The organism is Parabacteroides goldsteinii DSM 19448 = WAL 12034, from assembly GCF_000969835.1.
In the GTDB taxonomy this organism is placed as follows: Bacteria; Bacteroidota; Bacteroidia; order Bacteroidales; family Tannerellaceae; genus Parabacteroides; species Parabacteroides goldsteinii.
Genome location: NZ_KQ033912.1, coordinates 654,950 through 672,859, shown reverse-complemented (window position 1 = coordinate 672,859; position 17,910 = coordinate 654,950). Strand labels below are relative to the sequence as shown.

14 protein-coding genes are annotated in these 17,910 nt (G+C 43.9%); 6 read left to right on the top strand and 8 right to left on the bottom strand.

Features of this window, described 5'->3' with window-relative positions; all coding sequences use genetic code 11:
• Positions 1–2: 2 nt before the first annotated feature.
• On the top strand, positions 3–830 hold the full coding sequence (locus tag HMPREF1535_RS02850) for a hypothetical protein (RefSeq protein WP_046145237.1): 828 nt from the start codon (positions 3–5) through the stop codon (positions 828–830).
• A 77-nt stretch (positions 831–907) separates the two neighbouring features.
• Here the strand turns inward: HMPREF1535_RS02850 and HMPREF1535_RS02845 are convergent, their stop codons facing one another.
• The 6 genes from HMPREF1535_RS02845 to HMPREF1535_RS02820 form a co-directional block, all read right to left on the bottom strand.
• Entirely contained in the window at positions 908–2,071 is a 1,164-nt protein-coding gene (locus HMPREF1535_RS02845; protein ID WP_046145236.1) for a PP2C family protein-serine/threonine phosphatase, read from the bottom strand.
• A gap of 14 nt (positions 2,072–2,085) precedes the next feature.
• Positions 2,086–2,922 (bottom strand): sensor histidine kinase, encoded by an 837-nt coding sequence (locus tag HMPREF1535_RS02840; RefSeq protein WP_010802131.1) that lies wholly within the window; start codon positions 2,920–2,922, stop codon positions 2,086–2,088.
• Entirely contained in the window at positions 2,915–4,036 is a 1,122-nt protein-coding gene (locus HMPREF1535_RS02835; RefSeq protein ID WP_010802132.1) for a sensor histidine kinase, read from the bottom strand. The genes HMPREF1535_RS02840 and HMPREF1535_RS02835 overlap by 8 nt, the downstream gene beginning before the upstream one ends.
• A gap of 1 nt (position 4,037) precedes the next feature.
• Positions 4,038–4,445, bottom strand: a complete 408-nt coding sequence (locus tag HMPREF1535_RS02830) for an ATP-binding protein (RefSeq protein ID WP_007654549.1) — start codon at positions 4,443–4,445, stop codon at positions 4,038–4,040.
• A 21-nt stretch (positions 4,446–4,466) separates the two neighbouring features.
• A complete protein-coding gene (locus HMPREF1535_RS02825; RefSeq protein ID WP_007654542.1) occupies positions 4,467–4,766 on the bottom strand; it encodes an STAS domain-containing protein in 300 nt (99 codons plus the stop codon).
• An 83-nt stretch (positions 4,767–4,849) separates the two neighbouring features.
• A complete protein-coding gene (locus HMPREF1535_RS02820; protein ID WP_046145235.1) occupies positions 4,850–7,534 on the bottom strand; it encodes a calcium-translocating P-type ATPase, PMCA-type in 2,685 nt (894 codons plus the stop codon).
• Between the two features lie 214 nt (positions 7,535–7,748).
• Between HMPREF1535_RS02820 and HMPREF1535_RS02815 the strand changes: the two genes are divergently transcribed.
• On the top strand, positions 7,749–8,246 hold the full coding sequence (locus HMPREF1535_RS02815; RefSeq protein ID WP_046145234.1) for a DUF4251 domain-containing protein: 498 nt from the start codon (positions 7,749–7,751) through the stop codon (positions 8,244–8,246).
• Here the strand turns inward: HMPREF1535_RS02815 and mnmL are convergent.
• Entirely contained in the window at positions 8,230–9,162 is a 933-nt protein-coding gene (mnmL, locus tag HMPREF1535_RS02810) for a tRNA modification radical SAM protein MnmL/YtqA (protein ID WP_010802135.1), read from the bottom strand. The genes HMPREF1535_RS02815 and mnmL overlap by 17 nt on opposite strands.
• Positions 9,163–9,329: 167 nt before the next feature.
• Here mnmL and HMPREF1535_RS02805 point away from each other — a divergent pair, with 167 nt between their 5' ends.
• The 3 genes from HMPREF1535_RS02805 to HMPREF1535_RS02795 all read left to right on the top strand — a co-directional run bounded on the left by HMPREF1535_RS02805 (position 9,330) and on the right by HMPREF1535_RS02795 (position 13,532).
• The gene (locus HMPREF1535_RS02805) at positions 9,330–11,504 is read left to right on the top strand and encodes a S9 family peptidase (RefSeq protein ID WP_007654537.1); all 2,175 of its coding nucleotides are present in this window, start codon (positions 9,330–9,332) and stop codon (positions 11,502–11,504) included.
• Entirely contained in the window at positions 11,504–12,349 is an 846-nt protein-coding gene (gene lipA / locus HMPREF1535_RS02800) for a lipoyl synthase (protein ID WP_007654536.1), read from the top strand. Before HMPREF1535_RS02805 ends, lipA begins: the two co-directional genes overlap by 1 nt.
• A gap of 64 nt (positions 12,350–12,413) precedes the next feature.
• A complete protein-coding gene (locus tag HMPREF1535_RS02795; RefSeq protein WP_007654535.1) occupies positions 12,414–13,532 on the top strand; it encodes an NUDIX hydrolase in 1,119 nt (372 codons plus the stop codon).
• A gap of 9 nt (positions 13,533–13,541) precedes the next feature.
• Here HMPREF1535_RS02795 and HMPREF1535_RS02790 read toward each other — a convergent pair whose 3' ends face one another.
• On the bottom strand, positions 13,542–14,036 hold the full coding sequence (locus HMPREF1535_RS02790; protein WP_007654533.1) for a metallophosphoesterase family protein: 495 nt from the start codon (positions 14,034–14,036) through the stop codon (positions 13,542–13,544).
• An 828-nt stretch (positions 14,037–14,864) separates the two neighbouring features.
• Between HMPREF1535_RS02790 and HMPREF1535_RS02785 the strand changes: the two genes are divergently transcribed.
• Entirely contained in the window at positions 14,865–17,903 is a 3,039-nt protein-coding gene (locus HMPREF1535_RS02785) for a SusC/RagA family TonB-linked outer membrane protein (RefSeq protein ID WP_046145233.1), read from the top strand.
• Positions 17,904–17,910 lie beyond the last annotated feature (7 nt).

The window sequence follows — 17,910 nt, the reverse complement described above, 5'->3', positions numbered from 1 at the left end:
ACATGAAAAAGAGTGTATTAAGCGTGCTTGCAATAGCCGCATTAATGGTGGGCATGATTTCCTGCAACGGAGCTAAAAAATCAAATGAAGCCGAAAAGACGGAAGAAGCTGCCGTTATAGCAGGTAAAGCGCCGAAAGATTTGTTAACTGAAGAAGTAAAACAGGAAACTGTTAAATTCCTGGCTGATATGCCGGAGTCAGAAATTCCTTATCGTTTGTCCAGCGGTGAAGTTCAGGTAAAAGTGGGTGATTTAACTTATATGCTGCCTGTTGCTAAAGCTGCTGAACTAAGTACTGCTACACAAAAAGCGCGTGCACTCGGTATGTATATGGCTGATTACAATGTGTTGAAAGCGATCGGTCAGCCTACTGCAGAAGTAGAAGGAGCCATTGTAAAACTGGCTACAGACCTGAATGTTTCTTTTGTACTCGATATCCTGAAAGAGGAAGCTCCGAAAGATGCAACCAAAGAACAGTTGCAGGCTTTCATGAATGCACAGGAAGATAAGATCATCGACAAGATGGCTGCCGAAAACAAGATCGATGTACAGATTGAAATCTTAGGTGCCTCTTCTGCTGAATATGCTTGTCTGCTTGCTAACCCGACATTGGTTATTAAAGGGGATGCTACATCTGCCGGACTTTCTGATAATATGCTGAAACGTGTGACTATGCTGGAAGAAGTAGTAGCCGACCTGGCTTCTTATTATCCAGACCTGCAACAGCTGGGTACAACTATCAGCCCGTTGAAGGAAAAAGTCGGAACTATCCAGGATGCCAGAGCTGCTAATGCAGATATCATGGGTATCCGTGATGCTTTACTGAAATAAGTACATATATATAATGTATATAAAAAAGGAGATGTTCCGACCGGGGCATCTCCTTTTTACTATTCTGTGGAAGTCTTTTATCCCTGATAGGTAATAGACAACAAGGTGATATCATCCGATTGTACGGCTCCTACAACGAATTTTCCTACCGTTTCCGTTATTCTGTCTACAATTTCTTTGGGACTCTTTCCGATCAACTCCCGGCAGTTTTCCAGCAAACGTTTTTCGCTGTACTGTTCGTGGCAGGTATTCATCGCTTCTGTTATTCCGTCCGTATAGAGCAGCAGGTTGTCGCCGGGCGATAACTGCAAAGTCTTTTCGTGATAAGTCATGTTTTCTACGCCGCCCAATATAAAGTCGTTTGTGAGCGGGACTGATACAACCGTGTTATCTGCTTTCATTAGAACCGGTGGATTATGACCGGCATTACAATAGGTTACAAGACCGGTATTCAGGTTCAGTATTCCGTAAAACGCTGTTACGAACATTTCATTAACGTTCTCCTGGCAAAGGAACGTATTTGAGCGTTGCATGCACATGGCTGCCGAGTTTTCCGTCAGTGCAATTGTCCGGATAACAGTCCGGCTGATCGCCATAAAGATGGCAGCCGGGACACCTTTGCCGGCAACGTCTGCAATAACAAATCCCAAACGGTCCTGATCTATGCGGAAGAAATCGTAGAAGTCGCCTCCCACATATTTTGCCGCATTCATATAGGCATAGATATCGAACGTTTTCAGTTCGGGAAACGGAGGAAATGTTTTCGGCAGGATCGTTTGCTGAATCTCCTGGGCGATGTGAAGGTCGTTACGGATGGATTCCAGTTGCGAATGCTCCTGCTGTGCTTTTTTGATGAATGATATTTGTTCGGCTGCTTTTTCGATCGTACGTTCCAGGTCTTCCAGATTGATCGGTTTGGTCGTGAAGTCGAATGCTCCCTGATTCATGGCACTACGGATATTGTCCATATCTCCGTAGGCTGAAACCATGATGCATTTTAGAGCCGGATTTTGCATTTCGTTGATTTTGGCAAGCAAGGTCAGTCCGTCCATTTCCGGCATATTGATGTCACTTAGTATCACATCGAAATCCGGTTGGACAAGCATCAGTTGAAGTGCTTCCAGTCCGTTGTGCGCAAAATAGAATTCATATTCTCCTTTCTTTATCTTGCGACGGAAATATTGGGTAAGCAACCTTTCCAGGTCTAATTCATCGTCTACACTTAATATTTTTATAGCCATGACTTTTGTCTCTGTTATTGTTGGATAGGAATAGAAATAGTAAAACGGGTATATTCGCCGGGGCGTGAATCCATTCCGATCGTACCGTTATGTTTTTGTTCGATAATCGATTTAGTGATCGACAATCCGAGACCGGTGCCTTCACCGATCGGTTTTGTCGTGAAGAAAGGCGTATAGAGTTTCTTTTTTGTCTCTTCCGAAATTCCTTGTCCGTTGTCTTCTATGCTCAGGTTTATACGGTCACCCTCTTTTTTCAGGCATACCCTGATGGTTGGCTGATAGGTCGCATCGGCTATCTCTTTCGACTTGCTGAATACGGCGTAGCAGGCATTGTTCATCAGGTTGAGTATGGCGCGGCTGAAATCCTGCGGAATAACTTTTACTAATGGCAGGTCGACGGCATACTCTTCCTGTATCGCGACATTGAAACTTTTGTTGTTTGCCTTGACTGCATGGTAAGAAAGCCATACATATTCTTTGGTCAGCTGATGCAGGTCGGTCGGGATATATTCGTCGTCTTTGCCGCGTGAATAAAGCAGGATGCCACGCACAATTCCCGAAGCCCGGTTGCCGTTCTCCTCTATCTTGTTCATATTACCTTCCAGGTCAGACATGATCTCTTTGATCTCTTCGACTGAGTCTTCCGGTAATGCGTCTCCGAGTTCATCCAGGACTTCCTGCATATCCTTTAGTAACTTCTGCGAAACTTTGCTGAAATTGATCACGAAATTAAGAGGATTCTGTATCTCATGTGCAATGCCGGCACTCAATAATCCGAGTGAAGCCATCTTCTCCTGTTGGCTGATCTGTTTCCTCAGCTTCTCAATTTCTTTTTGGGTGTTCTCATTCATTGTTAATCCTTTTTTGACTGATAGGAATTGTAATTAAGAATTCTGTATAGCTATCCTTTTCGCTTTTCGCCAGGATCGAACCCTGGTGGTTGAGGATAACTTCACGGCAGAGATACAACCCGACACCGGCTGCTTCGGCAGAAGGTTTGGTTGTAAAGAATGGTTCGAATATCTTGTCCTTGATACTGTCTTCGATACCGATCCCGTTGTCATAGATACTGATAAATACAGTATTGTTGCCTCTTTCTTCCAGTTTTATAGTGATAAAAGGAGAGAAACTTTGTTTTTGCAGTTTACGGAGCAATGCATAAATACTGTTTTTAAGAATGCTGCCTAGTGCCTTGTTCATCTGTTCGATATTAATTTCAGCCATAACCGGCTTTTCGGGGCATTCTATATGTATCTGTATCTGATTTTCTTCAATTTCTTTTTTGAATAGTTTGTTAAGGACATCGACGTTTACTTTGCACAGGTCGCACAGGTCGGTCGAAGTCACATCGCCGTGCCGGTCTTTCAACAAATCTTCCATCGCTTTGACAATGCGGACGGTGTTGCAACCATGTTCATTGATCTTTTGCAGGTTGCCTTCTATCATGTCGAGTATTTCGATGCTGTCTTCATAGATTTCTTTCGTCATGACAGATTGCTCGTTCGTGATGTTGTCTTTCAGGTCTTTGATCAGGTTCGCCGACAGGCCGGCAAAGTTATTGATGTAGTTCACCGGATTCAGGATACGGTCCACCAACCCTTGTGTAAGTTGCCCTACAGTAGCCAGTTTCTCTTTTCGAACCAGTTCGTCCTGTGCCTTGGCAAGGGCATCCAGCGCTTGCGACAACTTTTCGGATTCTTTCAGTACCTGATCCCGCTGGATACGGAGTTCGATGGTACGTTCTTCCACTATTTTGGCCAGATATTCTTTTTGTTTCAGCTTCTTTCGTAGGCGTCCTTTTAATATATAAAGAACGATCTGCACGACCAGCATGATGCCGGGAACTGTGTCCCAGTCATAGTAGAAACCCGCAATGATGAGTATCCAACCTGCCAGCGTCAGTTTTTCTATGATGCGCAGCTGTCTTTTGAGGGAAGCTATCTCTTTTATATCGAAGTCGGCCATATTACTGAATTTCTTTGGTCATTGTTAATCTATTCTTTCCTTCGGAACGGTCGTATCTGACATCTGTCATCAGTTGTTTTACCAAAAAGATGCCTAGTCCGCCGATCGGGCGTTCTTCCAATGGAAGTGTAATATCCGGCTCCCGCGTTTCCAAAGGGTTAAATGGGATGCCGTTGTCGGTTATGACTATTTTCAATAGTCCGTCGTCGCACCCCATATCAATGCCTATATCTCCTTCCATACCGGGATATGCATATTGAATAACATTTGTTACAGCCTCATCCATCGCCAGCTTTATCTGCATCAGCAGTGCTGTGTCAATTCCGCAACTCTTGGCCTGTATTTCCAGAAAATCATACAGGAGCGCAAGTTGTTCCGGATTATTCTTAATGTGTAGTGTGCTGGTCATTCTACCGGAGTTTGAATCTTGTTATTCAATGGTAAGAAAAGAAGAGAAACCTGTTATTTTGAATATCTCCATAATGCTGTCCTGGATATTCCTCAATACAAATGTTCCGCCTTTCTGGCCCATCTTTTTTTGCAGAATGAGAAGCAAGCGAAGTCCGGCACTGCTGATATATGTGAGTTTTCCACCGTCAAGCACCACGTTTTGCGCATTACCTTCAAGTATATTGGTAATCTCTTTTTCCAGATCGGGCGAACTGAGTGTATCCAGCTGTCCGGAAAGACAGATTACTGTCTCTGTTCCGTGCTTTATTTCTATTTCCATATATCTTTTTGTTTTCTATTTGAGCAAATGTAAATATTATAATCAAGCTCAGCAAGTTATTCTCAGAATTTGTTTATTCCGGCTTACTTCTTAGTAAGCCGGCTGATGCCTCGTGCAATTTCACCTATCCAGAGAACCAGCGAGCTGGAACCGATAATGATACCCCAGTCTTTTAAAGACAAAGGAACCACATTGAACATCTCTCCGCCAAACGTAACGATCAGATACTGACCGATAAGGATAAGCAGGGCTACAAACAGGAAGCTCTTACTCTCTTTCAGGTTAGCGAATGCTGAACGGCCTTCCATAAATGCCTTGGCATTGAACATATTCCAGAACTGAAGCATTACAAAGAAGCTGAAGAACCACGACAAGTCATGCGGCGTCAGTCCAGTCTGTGCATGGAAATAATACAATACTCCCATTAGGATCAGCACGAAAGCAATACCTACTCCGAAGATATTGTATGCCATCGGCCGGGTGATGATAAAATCGCCATCTTTTCCGCTCCGGCGGGGTTTATCCTTCATAACCCGTTCGTTAGGGGGGAGGGAGGCCAATGCTCCGGCGGCAAATGTATCCATGATCAGGTTTACCCATAACATCTGTGTGATGGTAAGCGGTGATTCGGTCCCGAACAGCGAACCCAGCAGCACGATCAGACAGGCTGCCACGTTGATGGTTAACTGGAATAAGAGAAACTTCTGGATATTACGATACAAGGAACGTCCCCACATTACGGCACGTGTGATACTTCCGAAGGAGTTATCCAGGATCGTGATGTCGCTGGATTCTTTGGCAACAGAGGTTCCGTCACCCATGGAAAGACCCACCTGGGCGGCTTTCAGGGCCGGAGCATCGTTGGTTCCGTCGCCGGTTACGGCAACTACGGCACCTTTCTTCTGTAATAACTGCACCAGGCGTTGTTTGTCGGTAGGACGGGCGCGGCACATGATTTTCAGATCCAGCACGCGGTCGAGCACTTCTTCGTCGGTCAGTGCTTCAAAGCCCGGACCTGTGATGATGTTGCGGTCGGTATCTTCCGGTTTCCAGGTTCCGATCTGACGGCCAATCTCACGGGCCGTTCCCGGAGTATCACCGGTTACGATCTTTACATCAATACCAGCATTCAGACAGCTTTGTACGGCGGCCGGAACATCTGCACGGACAGGGTCGGAGATCGCAACGATTCCCAGATAGGTCAGGTCGGTATTATGCAGGCGGCCATTGACGAAGAACGATTCGTCCTGTCCGTCTTCAATAATCTGATAAGCAAAACCGAGTGTACGCATTGCCTGATTCTGGTAATCCAGCAGTTGTTTTTCGATATCGGCTTTGCAGGCGTCTACCGGTTTATAAGTGTTGTCAATGGCTACACGTTGGCTGTTTGCCAGTACAATTTCCGGTGCCCCTTTTACGTACAGCACTTTTTTACCCAATAGCGGCGACTTAACGACTGTCGCCATATATTTCCGTTCGGTCGAGAAGGTCAGCTGGTCCATGACCGGCGCTTCTTCTCTTAATGTCAGGTAGTTTTGTTGCTGGCTGTTCAGCCAAAGCAATAAAGCTGCTTCGGTAGGGTTGCCTAATGTCTTTACTTTCTCTTCCGAGAAGTCGAGGAAGGCAGTCGAGTTAGCGGAAATACCTTCCTTAATAAGGTTGCTTAGTTCATCGTCTCCCAGTTTCTGGTCTTTGAGATTATAGAAATTGGTCTGGTAAACCTGCATTTGGTTTTGTGTCAGCGTACCGGTTTTGTCGGTACAGATAACCGTAGTCGCCCCCATCGTTTCGCAGGCATGCATTTTGCGGACCAGGTTGTTTGTCTTGAGCATGCGGTTCATACTCAGGGCAAGGCTGAGGGTTACGCTCATCGGCAAACCTTCAGGAACGGAAACTACGATCAGGGTTACTGCTATCATGAAGATATTCAGTATATGGGAGATCAGATCCATGACCGGCATACCCGATGAACCGAGTAATAATTTGATCAGCAAGGCAATAAAAGTAAGCCCGGCAACCGTATACCCTCCTTTACTGATTACGGCGGCAAGTCCTTTCAGCTGTATCTGGAGCGGAGTCTCTATGTCGCTTTCAATCTGCGAACCTTCATATACTTTACCATATCCGGTAGCGTCTCCCACTAGTTCGACTTTCATGACTCCATGCCCGTCGACAACAGTTGTTCCCCGCATGACCATATTGGACGGATAGGTCGCTTCAGGATCGAATTCGGCTTCGTTGGTTGTTTTACTGATAATTGGTTCCCCGGTCAGTGTCGATTCGTTGATTTGCAAAGATATAGCTTCCAGCAAATGACCGTCGGCAGGAATCTCCTCTCCGGTTTCCAGTACGACGATGTCGCCGACAACGACTTCTTTTTTGGTTACCTGGCAGATATTTCCTTCGCGGATCACTTTGACCAGTGTATCGTCATTGACGGTATTCAGCACATCGAATGCTTTGTTGGCCTTCAGTTCGAAGAAAAAGCCGACACAGGATGCCAGCATGATGGCAAAGAATATACCGATCGGCTCCAGGAAAGCGGTAAACCCTTTCGCTTCCGGTCCCCAGCAATGTACGCCGGCAATAATCATTGATAACAACCATGCTACCAGCAGGATCTTGATGATCGGATCATTAAACTTTTCGAGGAATTGACTCCAGAGAGAGGCTTTCTCTGGTGGAGTGAGGATATTTTCGCCGTGAAGGCGCCTGCTTTCTTCTACTTCTTGTTTGGTTAAGCCTTGATACTGATGTTTTTTCTCCATAAATTTGTTTAATCTGATTCAGAAAAATGAGTAGACAAATTACGTAAAGTTGACGGACATACGCAAGTGCTTTGGTTTTTAATTGATGATAGAATATAACAGTAATGTTTTGTTAACCGTTTGTTGTGTTAATTTAACGAACGGAAGGTAAACCTTTGGTCTGTTCTGATTGTCTTATATATAGAAGCAAAATGTGTGTTATTTATTTAAGGTTATGAAGAATGTTAGGTTATTCTGGTTATTAGGGATTGTCCTTTTATTAGCAGGGCAATCCCTTTATGCTCAAAGTAAAAAGGAAAAGCGGGAGCAGAAGGCAAATGAAGTGAAAGAATTAATAGATAGTAAACGGTTTACAATAGATGTAAATCGTGCGATACCCATGGGAGGACGTTCACTCAATCTGACGTCTCCCTACTCTTTGGAAATGCGCGGTGACTCGGTTATTTCCTATCTTCCTTATTTCGGAAGGGCTTATTCGGCTCCTTATGGTGGCGGTGACGGGTTACGTTTCGAAGAATCAATTACCGATTATCAATGTTCTTTTAATAAGAAAGGAACCGCTCAAATACAGTTTCGTACCCGAAGCGATGACGATACCTTTGCATTCAGTGTGCAGGTGTTCTCAAATGGTTCCGCGACAATCAATGTGACGCCTGTCAACAAACAGAACATCACATTCTATGGGGAACTGGCTCCTAAGAAAAAGGAATAAATAATCGTCCTTGCCGTGCATTTCTTTCGGCAATACGCTTATTTACTTTCGCAGTAAATTCGAAGTTCTTAAGTCCCCAGTCGGGAGCGATCAACAGCTCTTTCGGGGATTGCGATACAAACCTCTCTACCACAATAGAGGGGTTTAATTTTTCTATGAAGTCGATTACCAGGTCGATATATTCGTCGGCCGTATAAAGATGGAACTCTTCAGGATGTTCGGCATATTCTTTGGCCATGCGGGTGTTGCGAATCAGTTGCAGTTGATGCAGTTTCAAAGTGGTTACGGGCAATTCGGATAACCGGTCGGCATGATGTAATATTTCATCCCTGCTTTCTCCCGGTAAACCCAGAATCAGGTGGGCACCGGTGTAAATGCCCCGTCCGGCTGTCCGGCGGATAGCGTTTTCCGACTCTTCATAGGTATGTCCGCGGTTGATGCGGAGCAACGTTTTATCGAGTGTGCTTTCCAGTCCGTATTCTATCATGACGAACTTTTCCCGGGAAAGGGCCGTGAAATAATCCAGCAAAGCATCCGGCATGCAGTCCGGGCGTGTTCCGACGATTAACCCGACTACACCGGGATAAGATAACGCTTCTTCATATTTGGCTTTCAGCGAACTGAGTTCATCGTATGTATTGGTGTAAGCCTGGAAGTAGGCGAGGTATTTCATCTCCGGATATTTGCGGGAGAAGAAGCGGATTCCCTCTTCCAACTGTTCGGTCACACTCTTTTCCGTGTGGCAATACTCCGGACTGAATGTTTGATTATTACAATAAGTACAGCCGCCCCATCCTTTCGAACCATCGCGGTTCGGACAGGTGAAGCCTGCATTTATAGAGATTTTCTGTACCTTACAGGGGAATATTTTCCGCAGGAAATCTCCGAAATCATTATAAGGTTTTACGTTTTCCATGGGGCAAAGGTAATTTATAATGGTTAATGACCAATGTCCGGTGGTTAATTTAATGATAAAATGCCCGGATAACCAGGCTCCGGTACATAATTTACCTTTAATGGTGAACGGTTTACCGTGATAAAATACTAACTTTGCAGCCTATTCAAAATAAAATAAAAGTATTCATGAGACGATTGGGTGTTGGTTTCTTGCTTTCATTGGCGATAATTGGAAGCGTATCTGCTCAGAACGGGAGCAAACGTGTCGATTTAAAAGAAATTACAGATGGAAAGTTCCGTCAGGTAACTGCTATTGGTGAAATGCGGTCGCTGCCGGATGGAGAACATTATACAGCAATGAATAAAGATCGGAGTATGATTATCAAATACTCCTATCGTACAGGTAATCCGGTGGACACGTTGTTCAATGCCCGGACTGCCCGTGAATCCACATTCGATGATTTTGACGGATACGATATCAGCAGTACCGGCCATCATATCCTTGTTTGGCGGGAAACCGAACCGATTTACCGTCGTTCTTTCAAGGCGATGGTGTACGATTATGACGTGCGCCGTAACTATGTAAAGCCTGTTTCCGATTCGAAGAACAAGCAGATGATTCCGACTTATTCGCCGGACGGACGCATGTGTGCTTATGTCGTGGATAATAATATATGGATTCGTAAGTTTGACTATGATACGGAAGTACAGGTTACCAAAGACGGTGAACTGAACAAAATACTGAACGGCATTACCGATTGGGTATATGAAGAAGAATTCGCTGTGACTAACCTGATGGCCTGGTCGCCCGACAGTGAATATCTGACTTATGTGCGTTTCGACGAAAGCGAAGTGCCGGAATATTCCATGCAGATGTGGGGTAACGGACTGTATCCGGGATATTATAATTTCAAGTATCCGAAAGCAGGCGAGAATAATTCGAAAGTAACGGTTCATTCTTATAGCGTAGCGACAAAAGATATCAAAGAACTGAAAGTGCCGGTGGAAGGTGATTATTATATTCCGAGAATTACCTTTACTACCAATTCCGACCAGTTGGCTGTCATGACGTTGAACCGTCAGCAGAATGTTTTCAATATGTATTATGTGAATCCGAAGAGCGGCGTATCCCGTTTGATTCTTCGCGATGAGAACAAATGCTATGTGGATTCCGAATGGCTGACTTCCATTCATTTCAATCCGAGCGGATTTACGTATGTCAGCGAACAGGATGGCTATTCCCATATTTATTTGTATTCTCCGACGGGTGTTATGCAACGCCAGGTAACGAAAGGCAACTGGGACGTAACCCGTCTGATTGGTTACGACGATGCCACTAAGGTTGTATATTATGAATCGGCCGAAGAGAGCCCGTTGCGTCGTTCTGTTTATAAGATTGACCAGAAAGGCGTAAAGACAAAACTGTCGGAAGGAGAGGGGACGAACAGTGCCGACTTCAGCGCGAACTATGCTTATTTTGTCAATAATTATTCGAATGCAAACACTCCCGCAGTGATTACCGTCAACGAAACAAAGTCGAAAAAAGTATTGCGTGTGTTGCAGGATAATGCTGCTTTGAGAGAAAAATTGGCAAATACATCTTTCTCTAAAAAAGAATTCTTCAAGGTGCATACAGCATCTGATATTGAGTTGAATGCCTGGATCGTTAAGCCGGTCGATTTCGATGAATCGAAGAAATATCCGGTGTTGATGGTACAATATAGTGGTCCTAATTCGCAACAAGTACTGGACAAATATGGTTTTGACTGGGAACATTACCTGGCTGCGAACGGAATCATCGTAGTCAGCGTGGATGGCCGGGGAACCGGTGCACGTGGTGAAGCCTTCCGCAAATGTACATACTTGCGGATGGGTGATTTGGAATCCAGAGACCAGGTGGAAGCAGCACAGGCTTTAGGCAAACTGCCGTATGTGGATGCAAAACGCATCGCCATCTGGGGCTGGAGCTTTGGCGGATACAACACATTGATGTCGATGAGCGTAGGTAACGGTACATTTAAGGCCGGTATCGCTGTCGCTCCTCCGACAGACTGGAAATATTATGACTCGGTATATACCGAACGTTTTATGCGTACGCCAAAAGAAAACTTCTCGGGCTATGCTGCAACATCGCCCATCCGGCTGGCAAAAGACTTACAGGGTAAGCTGTTGCTGGTACACGGAACTGCTGACGATAATGTACACTTCCAGCAGACGATGGATTATGCAGAAGCATTGGTACAAGCCGGTAAACAGTTCGATATGCAGGTTTATAAAGACCGTAATCACAGTATTTACGGAGGAAATACCCGTTATCATCTGTATACCAGGATGTCTAACTTTTTATTGGATAACTTATAATGTCAGAACATGTGAGAAAGCCGGATTGGTTGAAGATCCGGCTTGGTGGGAACGAACAGTTTACAAAGACGAAAAGCATTGTTGAGTCTCATTGTCTGCACACCATTTGTACAAGTGGAAAATGCCCGAACATGGGAGAATGCTGGAGCCGGGGAACTGCTACGTTTATGATTGCAGGCGATATCTGTACCCGTTCCTGTCGATTTTGTAACACGCTAACAGGCAAACCGCTGCCGCTGGACCCGAAAGAACCGGCGAATGTGGCGGAAAGTATTCGCCTGATGAACTTAAAACACGCAGTGATAACGTCGGTTGATCGCGATGATCTTCCTGACTTGGGAGCCCAACATTGGGTGGATACAATCCGGACCATCAAAGAGGTAAATCCGGCCACCACCGTAGAAGTCCTGATCCCTGACTTTCAGGGACGCCTTGAACTGGTGGATCAGGTAGTGGAAGCTGCTCCCGAGATTATATCGCATAATATGGAAACCGTGCGGCGTATCAGCCCGCAGGTTCGCAGTGCAGCCAAATACGATGTCAGCCTGGCTGTCCTGTCCCGTATAGCCGGACAAGGTGCGACGGCAAAGACCGGTATTATGGTCGGTTTGGGCGAAACCCCCGAAGAAGTATGCTGTCTGATGGACGATGTGCTCGATGCAGGTGTTTCCGTATTAACAATTGGTCAATATTTACAACCATCCAGAAAAAATATTCAAGTAACTGAGTATGTGACCCCTGATCAGTTTAATGTCTATAAATCAATCGCTTTGGAAAAAGGTTTTCGTATGGTAGAGAGCGCTCCGCTGGTCCGTTCCTCTTATCACGCTGAAAAGCATGTTTAATTACCAAAACTTTTAACAAAGTGGGTTGTTATATATTTAAAGTGCGAAGAAAGGGGGAAAGGGTATGAACAAAGTTAAGAAGGGATTAGACAATCAAGCCGTTGGTCTGTTGCCATTGTTGCTTTTTATGTTTTTGGATAATTATTTTTCTTATCTGTTGTCTTTCATTATCGGCGTTACCTTCTGTTTTGTATGTATTTTTCTGTATCAGGTGTTGAGTAAGGATAAGGTATATCAATTTTTATTGTTGCCTTCTGCAATTACTTTAGTATTGTATTCCGTCTTTCTCTGCTTGAAACTGGAGCCCGTATTGTTTATTTATTCTCCGTTGATTACGGAGGTGCTGTTGGTCGTAGTACTGGCGTTTATCGGTTTTAGCCGGCGCTCAGTATTAAAGAAGATAAGGACTTCAAAGCACCCGACTTATAAACGGACTTTAATGCGTACGACGCTGAATGAATTCTATTTCATTGCCCAGCTGGTTCAGAATTTGTATACATTACATCTGTTTGTCATCCTGGTTTACAGTATCCTTCCGGATACGATGCAGAATGTACATGCGGAACGTTTCCTTTACAGGGAACTGGGGGTATTGATTGGAGTTCTGGTCATTCTTTATGAGCAGGTACGTTTATCGTTGATGCAAGGTAGTTTACAGAAAGAAATGTGGTTACCGGTGTTGAATGAGGGAGGAAAGGTTATTGGTTGTATTGCGCGTTCGGTCAGCCGCACGTTGCCTAAGAAGTACTACCATCCGATCGTCCGGATTGCCGTCATTCATGACGGAATGCTTTATCTGATGAAAAGGAGTAAAGATGCGTTCGTATCTCCGGATACGATTGATTACCCTTTCCATAGTTATGTATTGTTCAGGCACAGTATTGAAAGTACGGTGCGTGAATCGGTTGGCGAACTCGCCGAACAGCAGGATGTAAATCCCCGTTTTCTGATACGTTATACGTTCGAGAACGAGAAGGTGAAACATCTGGTATCGCTTTACGTGATCTGTCTCCGTACAGAGGAGCAGTTTAACCAGTGTAAGCGAGCTGGCGGTAAGTTATGGACAGCCAAACAAATTGAAGAGAACCTGCATACCGGTGTATTCAGTGAATATTTCGAACAGGAATTCTCTTATCTTCAGAACACAATTTTACTGGCAGAGAGTTTCTGCTGTGGTAAGTAGGCTGGGTATTTATCGGATACCCAGTTCGATTACTTCAAGGTCTTTAATATTTTTGCCGTCAATCACAAAACGGATAAGGGTACGGACCTGATGGAAGCCGCTTTTGCCGGCTGCGCCCGGATTGATATATAAACAATTCAGGGATTGGTCGAAGGCGACTTTCAGAATGTGCGAATGACCCGCTATGAACAAGTTCGGGCGGGTATCGTACAATTCTTTGCGGATAGCCGGGTTGTAACGGCCTGGATAGCCGCCTATATGCGTCATCATCACATTTACTTCTTCCGCTTTAAAATGAGCCACTTCGGGATATTCTAACCGGAGCGATTGCCCGTCTATATTTCCATATACCGCCCGGAAAGGTTTCAAAGCAGCTAGCTTTGCTGCCAACCCGTCCGAACCAATATCACCTGCGTGCCATATTTCATCGCATTCTGCGAAATATTCCGCATATTTATCATCCCACCAAGCATGGGTATCTGAGAGAAGTCCTATTTTAAGCATAACTGTTTCTTTTCAACATGTAAAAGTAAGAAAATATTACAATGAACCGGTTGACGGAGTTAGTTTAGTTCGTATTTTCTTTATAAAGGTTTCTTTCTGGTGCGATAGTCCCAGTCTTTTACGGCTTCCGGGATTATAGTTTTATATATTATGATACTGTATTCTCATATATTATGATATCGAAGTCGTATAATATATAAGAATACAGTATCATAATATATGAGAATTTGAAAGAGTATATTAGTGGCTTGTGATGATTTTGTTTACTTATGGCTATTTATTTTGAAGATTGTGATGGAATGTAAAATATTGTTCTTACATTTGGGGTGTTTGCATAAATGTATTCATATAAATTTAAAACTATGCCTATGGTATAAAACTGTCTAAAAGACATATTAAGATATAAAAACGTAAAGTTTATTTCGAAGGTGCTGAAAAACTACCACTTTTAAATGCTCTCTTCCAAGTACACTGGACGTTCACGTTTAGGCGTGGACTTCATTGTTGTATTATGAGGAGAGCGGGTTGTGGTAGACCTTTCAGGACCGTAATACGAAAAGACAATGGGTCCACGTTTTTTTATTGGTCTACTTTCTCTCAATTTTGGACTCCCGGCGAACAGCCGGATATGAAACCTTGTTTAGTACTATTCCTTTCTTATAGGATTCTGATGTAACAACGTGAATGTTGCCAAATGAATTATTATGAAATGCGGACATTGTTTTGTAGCAAGAATGTGTGGTGAATGTCATTCGCTTGTCTTCATGCTGAAACGTCTTCTTGTTTATTTTGTCCCGCAATAAATCAAATTTATTATTATTTAATAAAATGAAACGAGAGAAAAATGTATTCCATTTAGTGGGTGTTTTATGTCTTGCCGTAGCATTGCAGTTCTTTCCTGCATCTACATGGGCGGAGACCAATGTTTTTCCTATTGTTAACCAACAAAGTACGTATACTGTAACGGGTAATATCGTGGATGGGAAAGGAGAGCCGATTATCGGTGCCAATGTTGTGTTAAAAGGTTCTGCGACAGGTGTCGTGACTGATGTGGATGGGAATTTTTCAATGAGTGTATCGGGAAATGATGTCCTGATGGTTTCCTATATAGGATACAATTCGTTGGAAATTCCGGTAAAAGGACAGAAGAGTTTGAATATCGTAATGAAGGAAAATGTAGAATCGTTGGATGAAATCGTGGTTATCGGCTATGGTACGATGAAGAAGAAGGATTTGACAGGTTCCGTGTCAGCGATAAAAGCCGACGAAATTACAGCCTTTGCTGTTTCTAATCCTATCCAGGCTTTGCAGGGGAGGGTTCCGGGGGTTGTTCTTTCGCAGAATACCGGAGATCCATCGGGCGATTACTCGATCCGTATTCGGGGAGTCAATTCTATCAAGGGGGACAATGCTCCGCTTTATATCATTGACGGAATACCGGCGAGCACTTCCTCTGTTAATACTTATGACATCGAATCCATGGAAATTCTAAAGGATGCGTCGGCGACAGCGATCTATGGTTCACGTGGTGCGAATGGCGTTGTTATGATTACAACCAAGAAGGGAAAAACCGGAAAAACAACCGTTTCCTATGATTTTGAATACGGCTTTCAGAAACAGATAAAGAAGCTGGATTTAATGAATGCCCGGGAGTGGGGACGGTTTTATAATGAATATCTGGTTAATGCGGATATTTTGAGCGAAGCTCCTTTCTCGGAAGCGGATATTGCAGCAATGGGAAAAGGCGTGGACTGGCAGAGTGAAGTATTCCAGAACGCCCCAATCTCGAATCATAATATTAATGTTTCGGGAGGTACGGACAACGTGAGTTATTTCATAAGTGGTTCGGCTATGATGAAAGATGGTTTGATTCATAATAGTTCGTATGATAAATACAACCTGCGTTCAAGCCTGGATTTGAAAATGAGCAAGATGGTCAGTGCTTCGTTGAACATGGGATATTCGTTGATAAATCAAATGAACCAGTCTGACGGAGGAGGTAATGGAGGATCGTCCATGATCGGTGCCACCTATTCTGCCGCACCGGTCTTTTATCCGTACGATGAAAACGGTGATTATAAGGATTTGCGTTCCTGGTATTCCTGGTCGTCGCATGAAATTAAAAATCCGATCTGTATGGCTTATGAGTCTACTTATAAGACGGTCACGAATCTGACGAATATCAATGCGGCCATCAACTTTCAACCAGTCAAGGGACTTTCCGTCAAGGCGACTTTCGGTCTGGAAGGCTCTGATTCCCGGTATGATGCTTATACGACTAAAAAGTATATTTATCAGAATAATTCCGCCTCTGTGAATCATAAGCGTTCCACCAATGTAATAAATGAAGATATTGTGAATTATGACTTTACTGTTAATAAAATTCATTCATTCAATCTGATGGGCGGTTTTACTTATCAGCAGAATGTGTATAAATCAATAGCGGCATCCGGTAATACCTTTTTGAGTGATGTCCAGCAAACAAATAATTTGTCTTCGGCAGGAACAGTCAATACTCCTTCTACTTCTTATTCCAAATGGGCGCTGATGTCTTATCTCGGGCGTATCAACTATTCTTTTAATGGAAAATATTTGGTGACAGCCAGCTTTCGTGCAGACGGTTCGAGCCGCTATTCGGAAGGATCGCGCTGGGGATATTTCCCTTCGGGAGCTTTGGCATGGAGGATTTCTGAGGAACCATTCATGAAGCAATTTGATAAAGTTACCAATTTGAAGCTGCGTCTGGGATATGGTAGGACCGGTTCGAGTGCTATCGACCCGTATATGACACAAAATTTATTGAACACCGGGAAAACAGCGACTGGTAGTGATAATGTTCCTTACTATGCACCAAGCAGCACTTTCCCGGAAGATCTGAAATGGGAGACAACGTCTCAGTGGGATATTGGTGCCGATTTGGGTTTGTTCAATCAGCGTCTGCGTTTTACAGCCGATTATTATTATAAAAAGACGACCGACCTGTTGAATACGGTTTCCTTACCGTCTTCGTCCGGATATTCATCGACAGTCCGGAATATCGGCAGTATGAGTAACCGGGGAGTCGAACTTCTGGTGGAAGCGGATGTCGTACAAAAGAAGGATTTCGGTTTTACGCTTCAGTTTAATATTGCACACAATAAGAATAGAGTCGAAGAACTGGCTGACGGAGACGATATTCTGGGAACGACTTACAGCAACTATGGTTCCGGTTCTATAACCATTATCCGGGAAGGGGAACCTTTGGGAGCGTTTTATGTATATAAAGATGCCGGATTAGATGAAAAAGGGTCTCTTTCTTATGTAGATATGAACGGTGACGGTCAATATACGGATACGGAAGACCGGTATATTGCCGGATCTCCTTTTCCGGATTTTACCTATGGTCTGAATTGCGGTTTCCGTTATAAAAACTGGGATTTCAATTTCTTCCTGCAAGGCAGCCAGGGGAATGATGTCTTTAACCTGAGCGAAATGAGAAACTATTCTTATGGGCAAGGCATGAATATCGAACGCAAAGTGTACTATGAAAGTTGGAGAGAGGGGCAAGATAATTCTCATGTCCATTATCCAAAAGTCGAAGCGGTCGGTTCTTTAAAGTACTCGGACCGTTTCATCGAGAATGGCTCTTATTTACGTTTGAAAAATGTGAGTCTGGCCTATAATTTCCCTTGTGAAAAATGGAGTACCCGGAATTGGCTCAGCGGTATCCGGGTGTTTGTAAGTGCACAGAACTGGTTAACCTTTACCAAGTATAACGGGGTGGATCCGGAGGTGAGTTCAAAAGCGAGTGATGTCAATGCTGGTATCGACCATTTGACTTATCCGAACAGTAAAACTATCTCAATGGGTTTGAGTGTCAAATTTTAAAAATCAG

Bases quoted from the DNA above. Each gene is read 5' to 3' on its own strand.
- HMPREF1535_RS02850 (WP_046145237.1), top strand. From the start codon at position 3: ATGAAAAAGAGTGTATTAAGCGTGCTTGCAATAGCCGCATTAATGGTG.
- HMPREF1535_RS02845 (WP_046145236.1), bottom strand. From the start codon at position 2,071: ATGGCTATAAAAATATTAAGTGTAGACGATGAATTAGACCTGGAAAGG.
- HMPREF1535_RS02840 (WP_010802131.1), bottom strand. From the start codon at position 2,922: ATGAATGAGAACACCCAAAAAGAAATTGAGAAGCTGAGGAAACAGATC.
- HMPREF1535_RS02835 (WP_010802132.1), bottom strand. From the start codon at position 4,036: ATGGCCGACTTCGATATAAAAGAGATAGCTTCCCTCAAAAGACAGCTG.
- HMPREF1535_RS02830 (WP_007654549.1), bottom strand. From the start codon at position 4,445: ATGACCAGCACACTACACATTAAGAATAATCCGGAACAACTTGCGCTC.
- HMPREF1535_RS02825 (WP_007654542.1), bottom strand. From the start codon at position 4,766: ATGGAAATAGAAATAAAGCACGGAACAGAGACAGTAATCTGTCTTTCC.
- HMPREF1535_RS02820 (WP_046145235.1), bottom strand. From the start codon at position 7,534: ATGGAGAAAAAACATCAGTATCAAGGCTTAACCAAACAAGAAGTAGAA.
- HMPREF1535_RS02815 (WP_046145234.1), top strand. From the start codon at position 7,749: ATGAAGAATGTTAGGTTATTCTGGTTATTAGGGATTGTCCTTTTATTA.
- mnmL (WP_010802135.1), bottom strand. From the start codon at position 9,162: ATGGAAAACGTAAAACCTTATAATGATTTCGGAGATTTCCTGCGGAAA.
- HMPREF1535_RS02805 (WP_007654537.1), top strand. From the start codon at position 9,330: ATGAGACGATTGGGTGTTGGTTTCTTGCTTTCATTGGCGATAATTGGA.
- lipA (WP_007654536.1), top strand. From the start codon at position 11,504: ATGTCAGAACATGTGAGAAAGCCGGATTGGTTGAAGATCCGGCTTGGT.
- HMPREF1535_RS02795 (WP_007654535.1), top strand. From the start codon at position 12,414: ATGAACAAAGTTAAGAAGGGATTAGACAATCAAGCCGTTGGTCTGTTG.
- HMPREF1535_RS02790 (WP_007654533.1), bottom strand. From the start codon at position 14,036: ATGCTTAAAATAGGACTTCTCTCAGATACCCATGCTTGGTGGGATGAT.
- HMPREF1535_RS02785 (WP_046145233.1), top strand. From the start codon at position 14,865: ATGAAACGAGAGAAAAATGTATTCCATTTAGTGGGTGTTTTATGTCTT.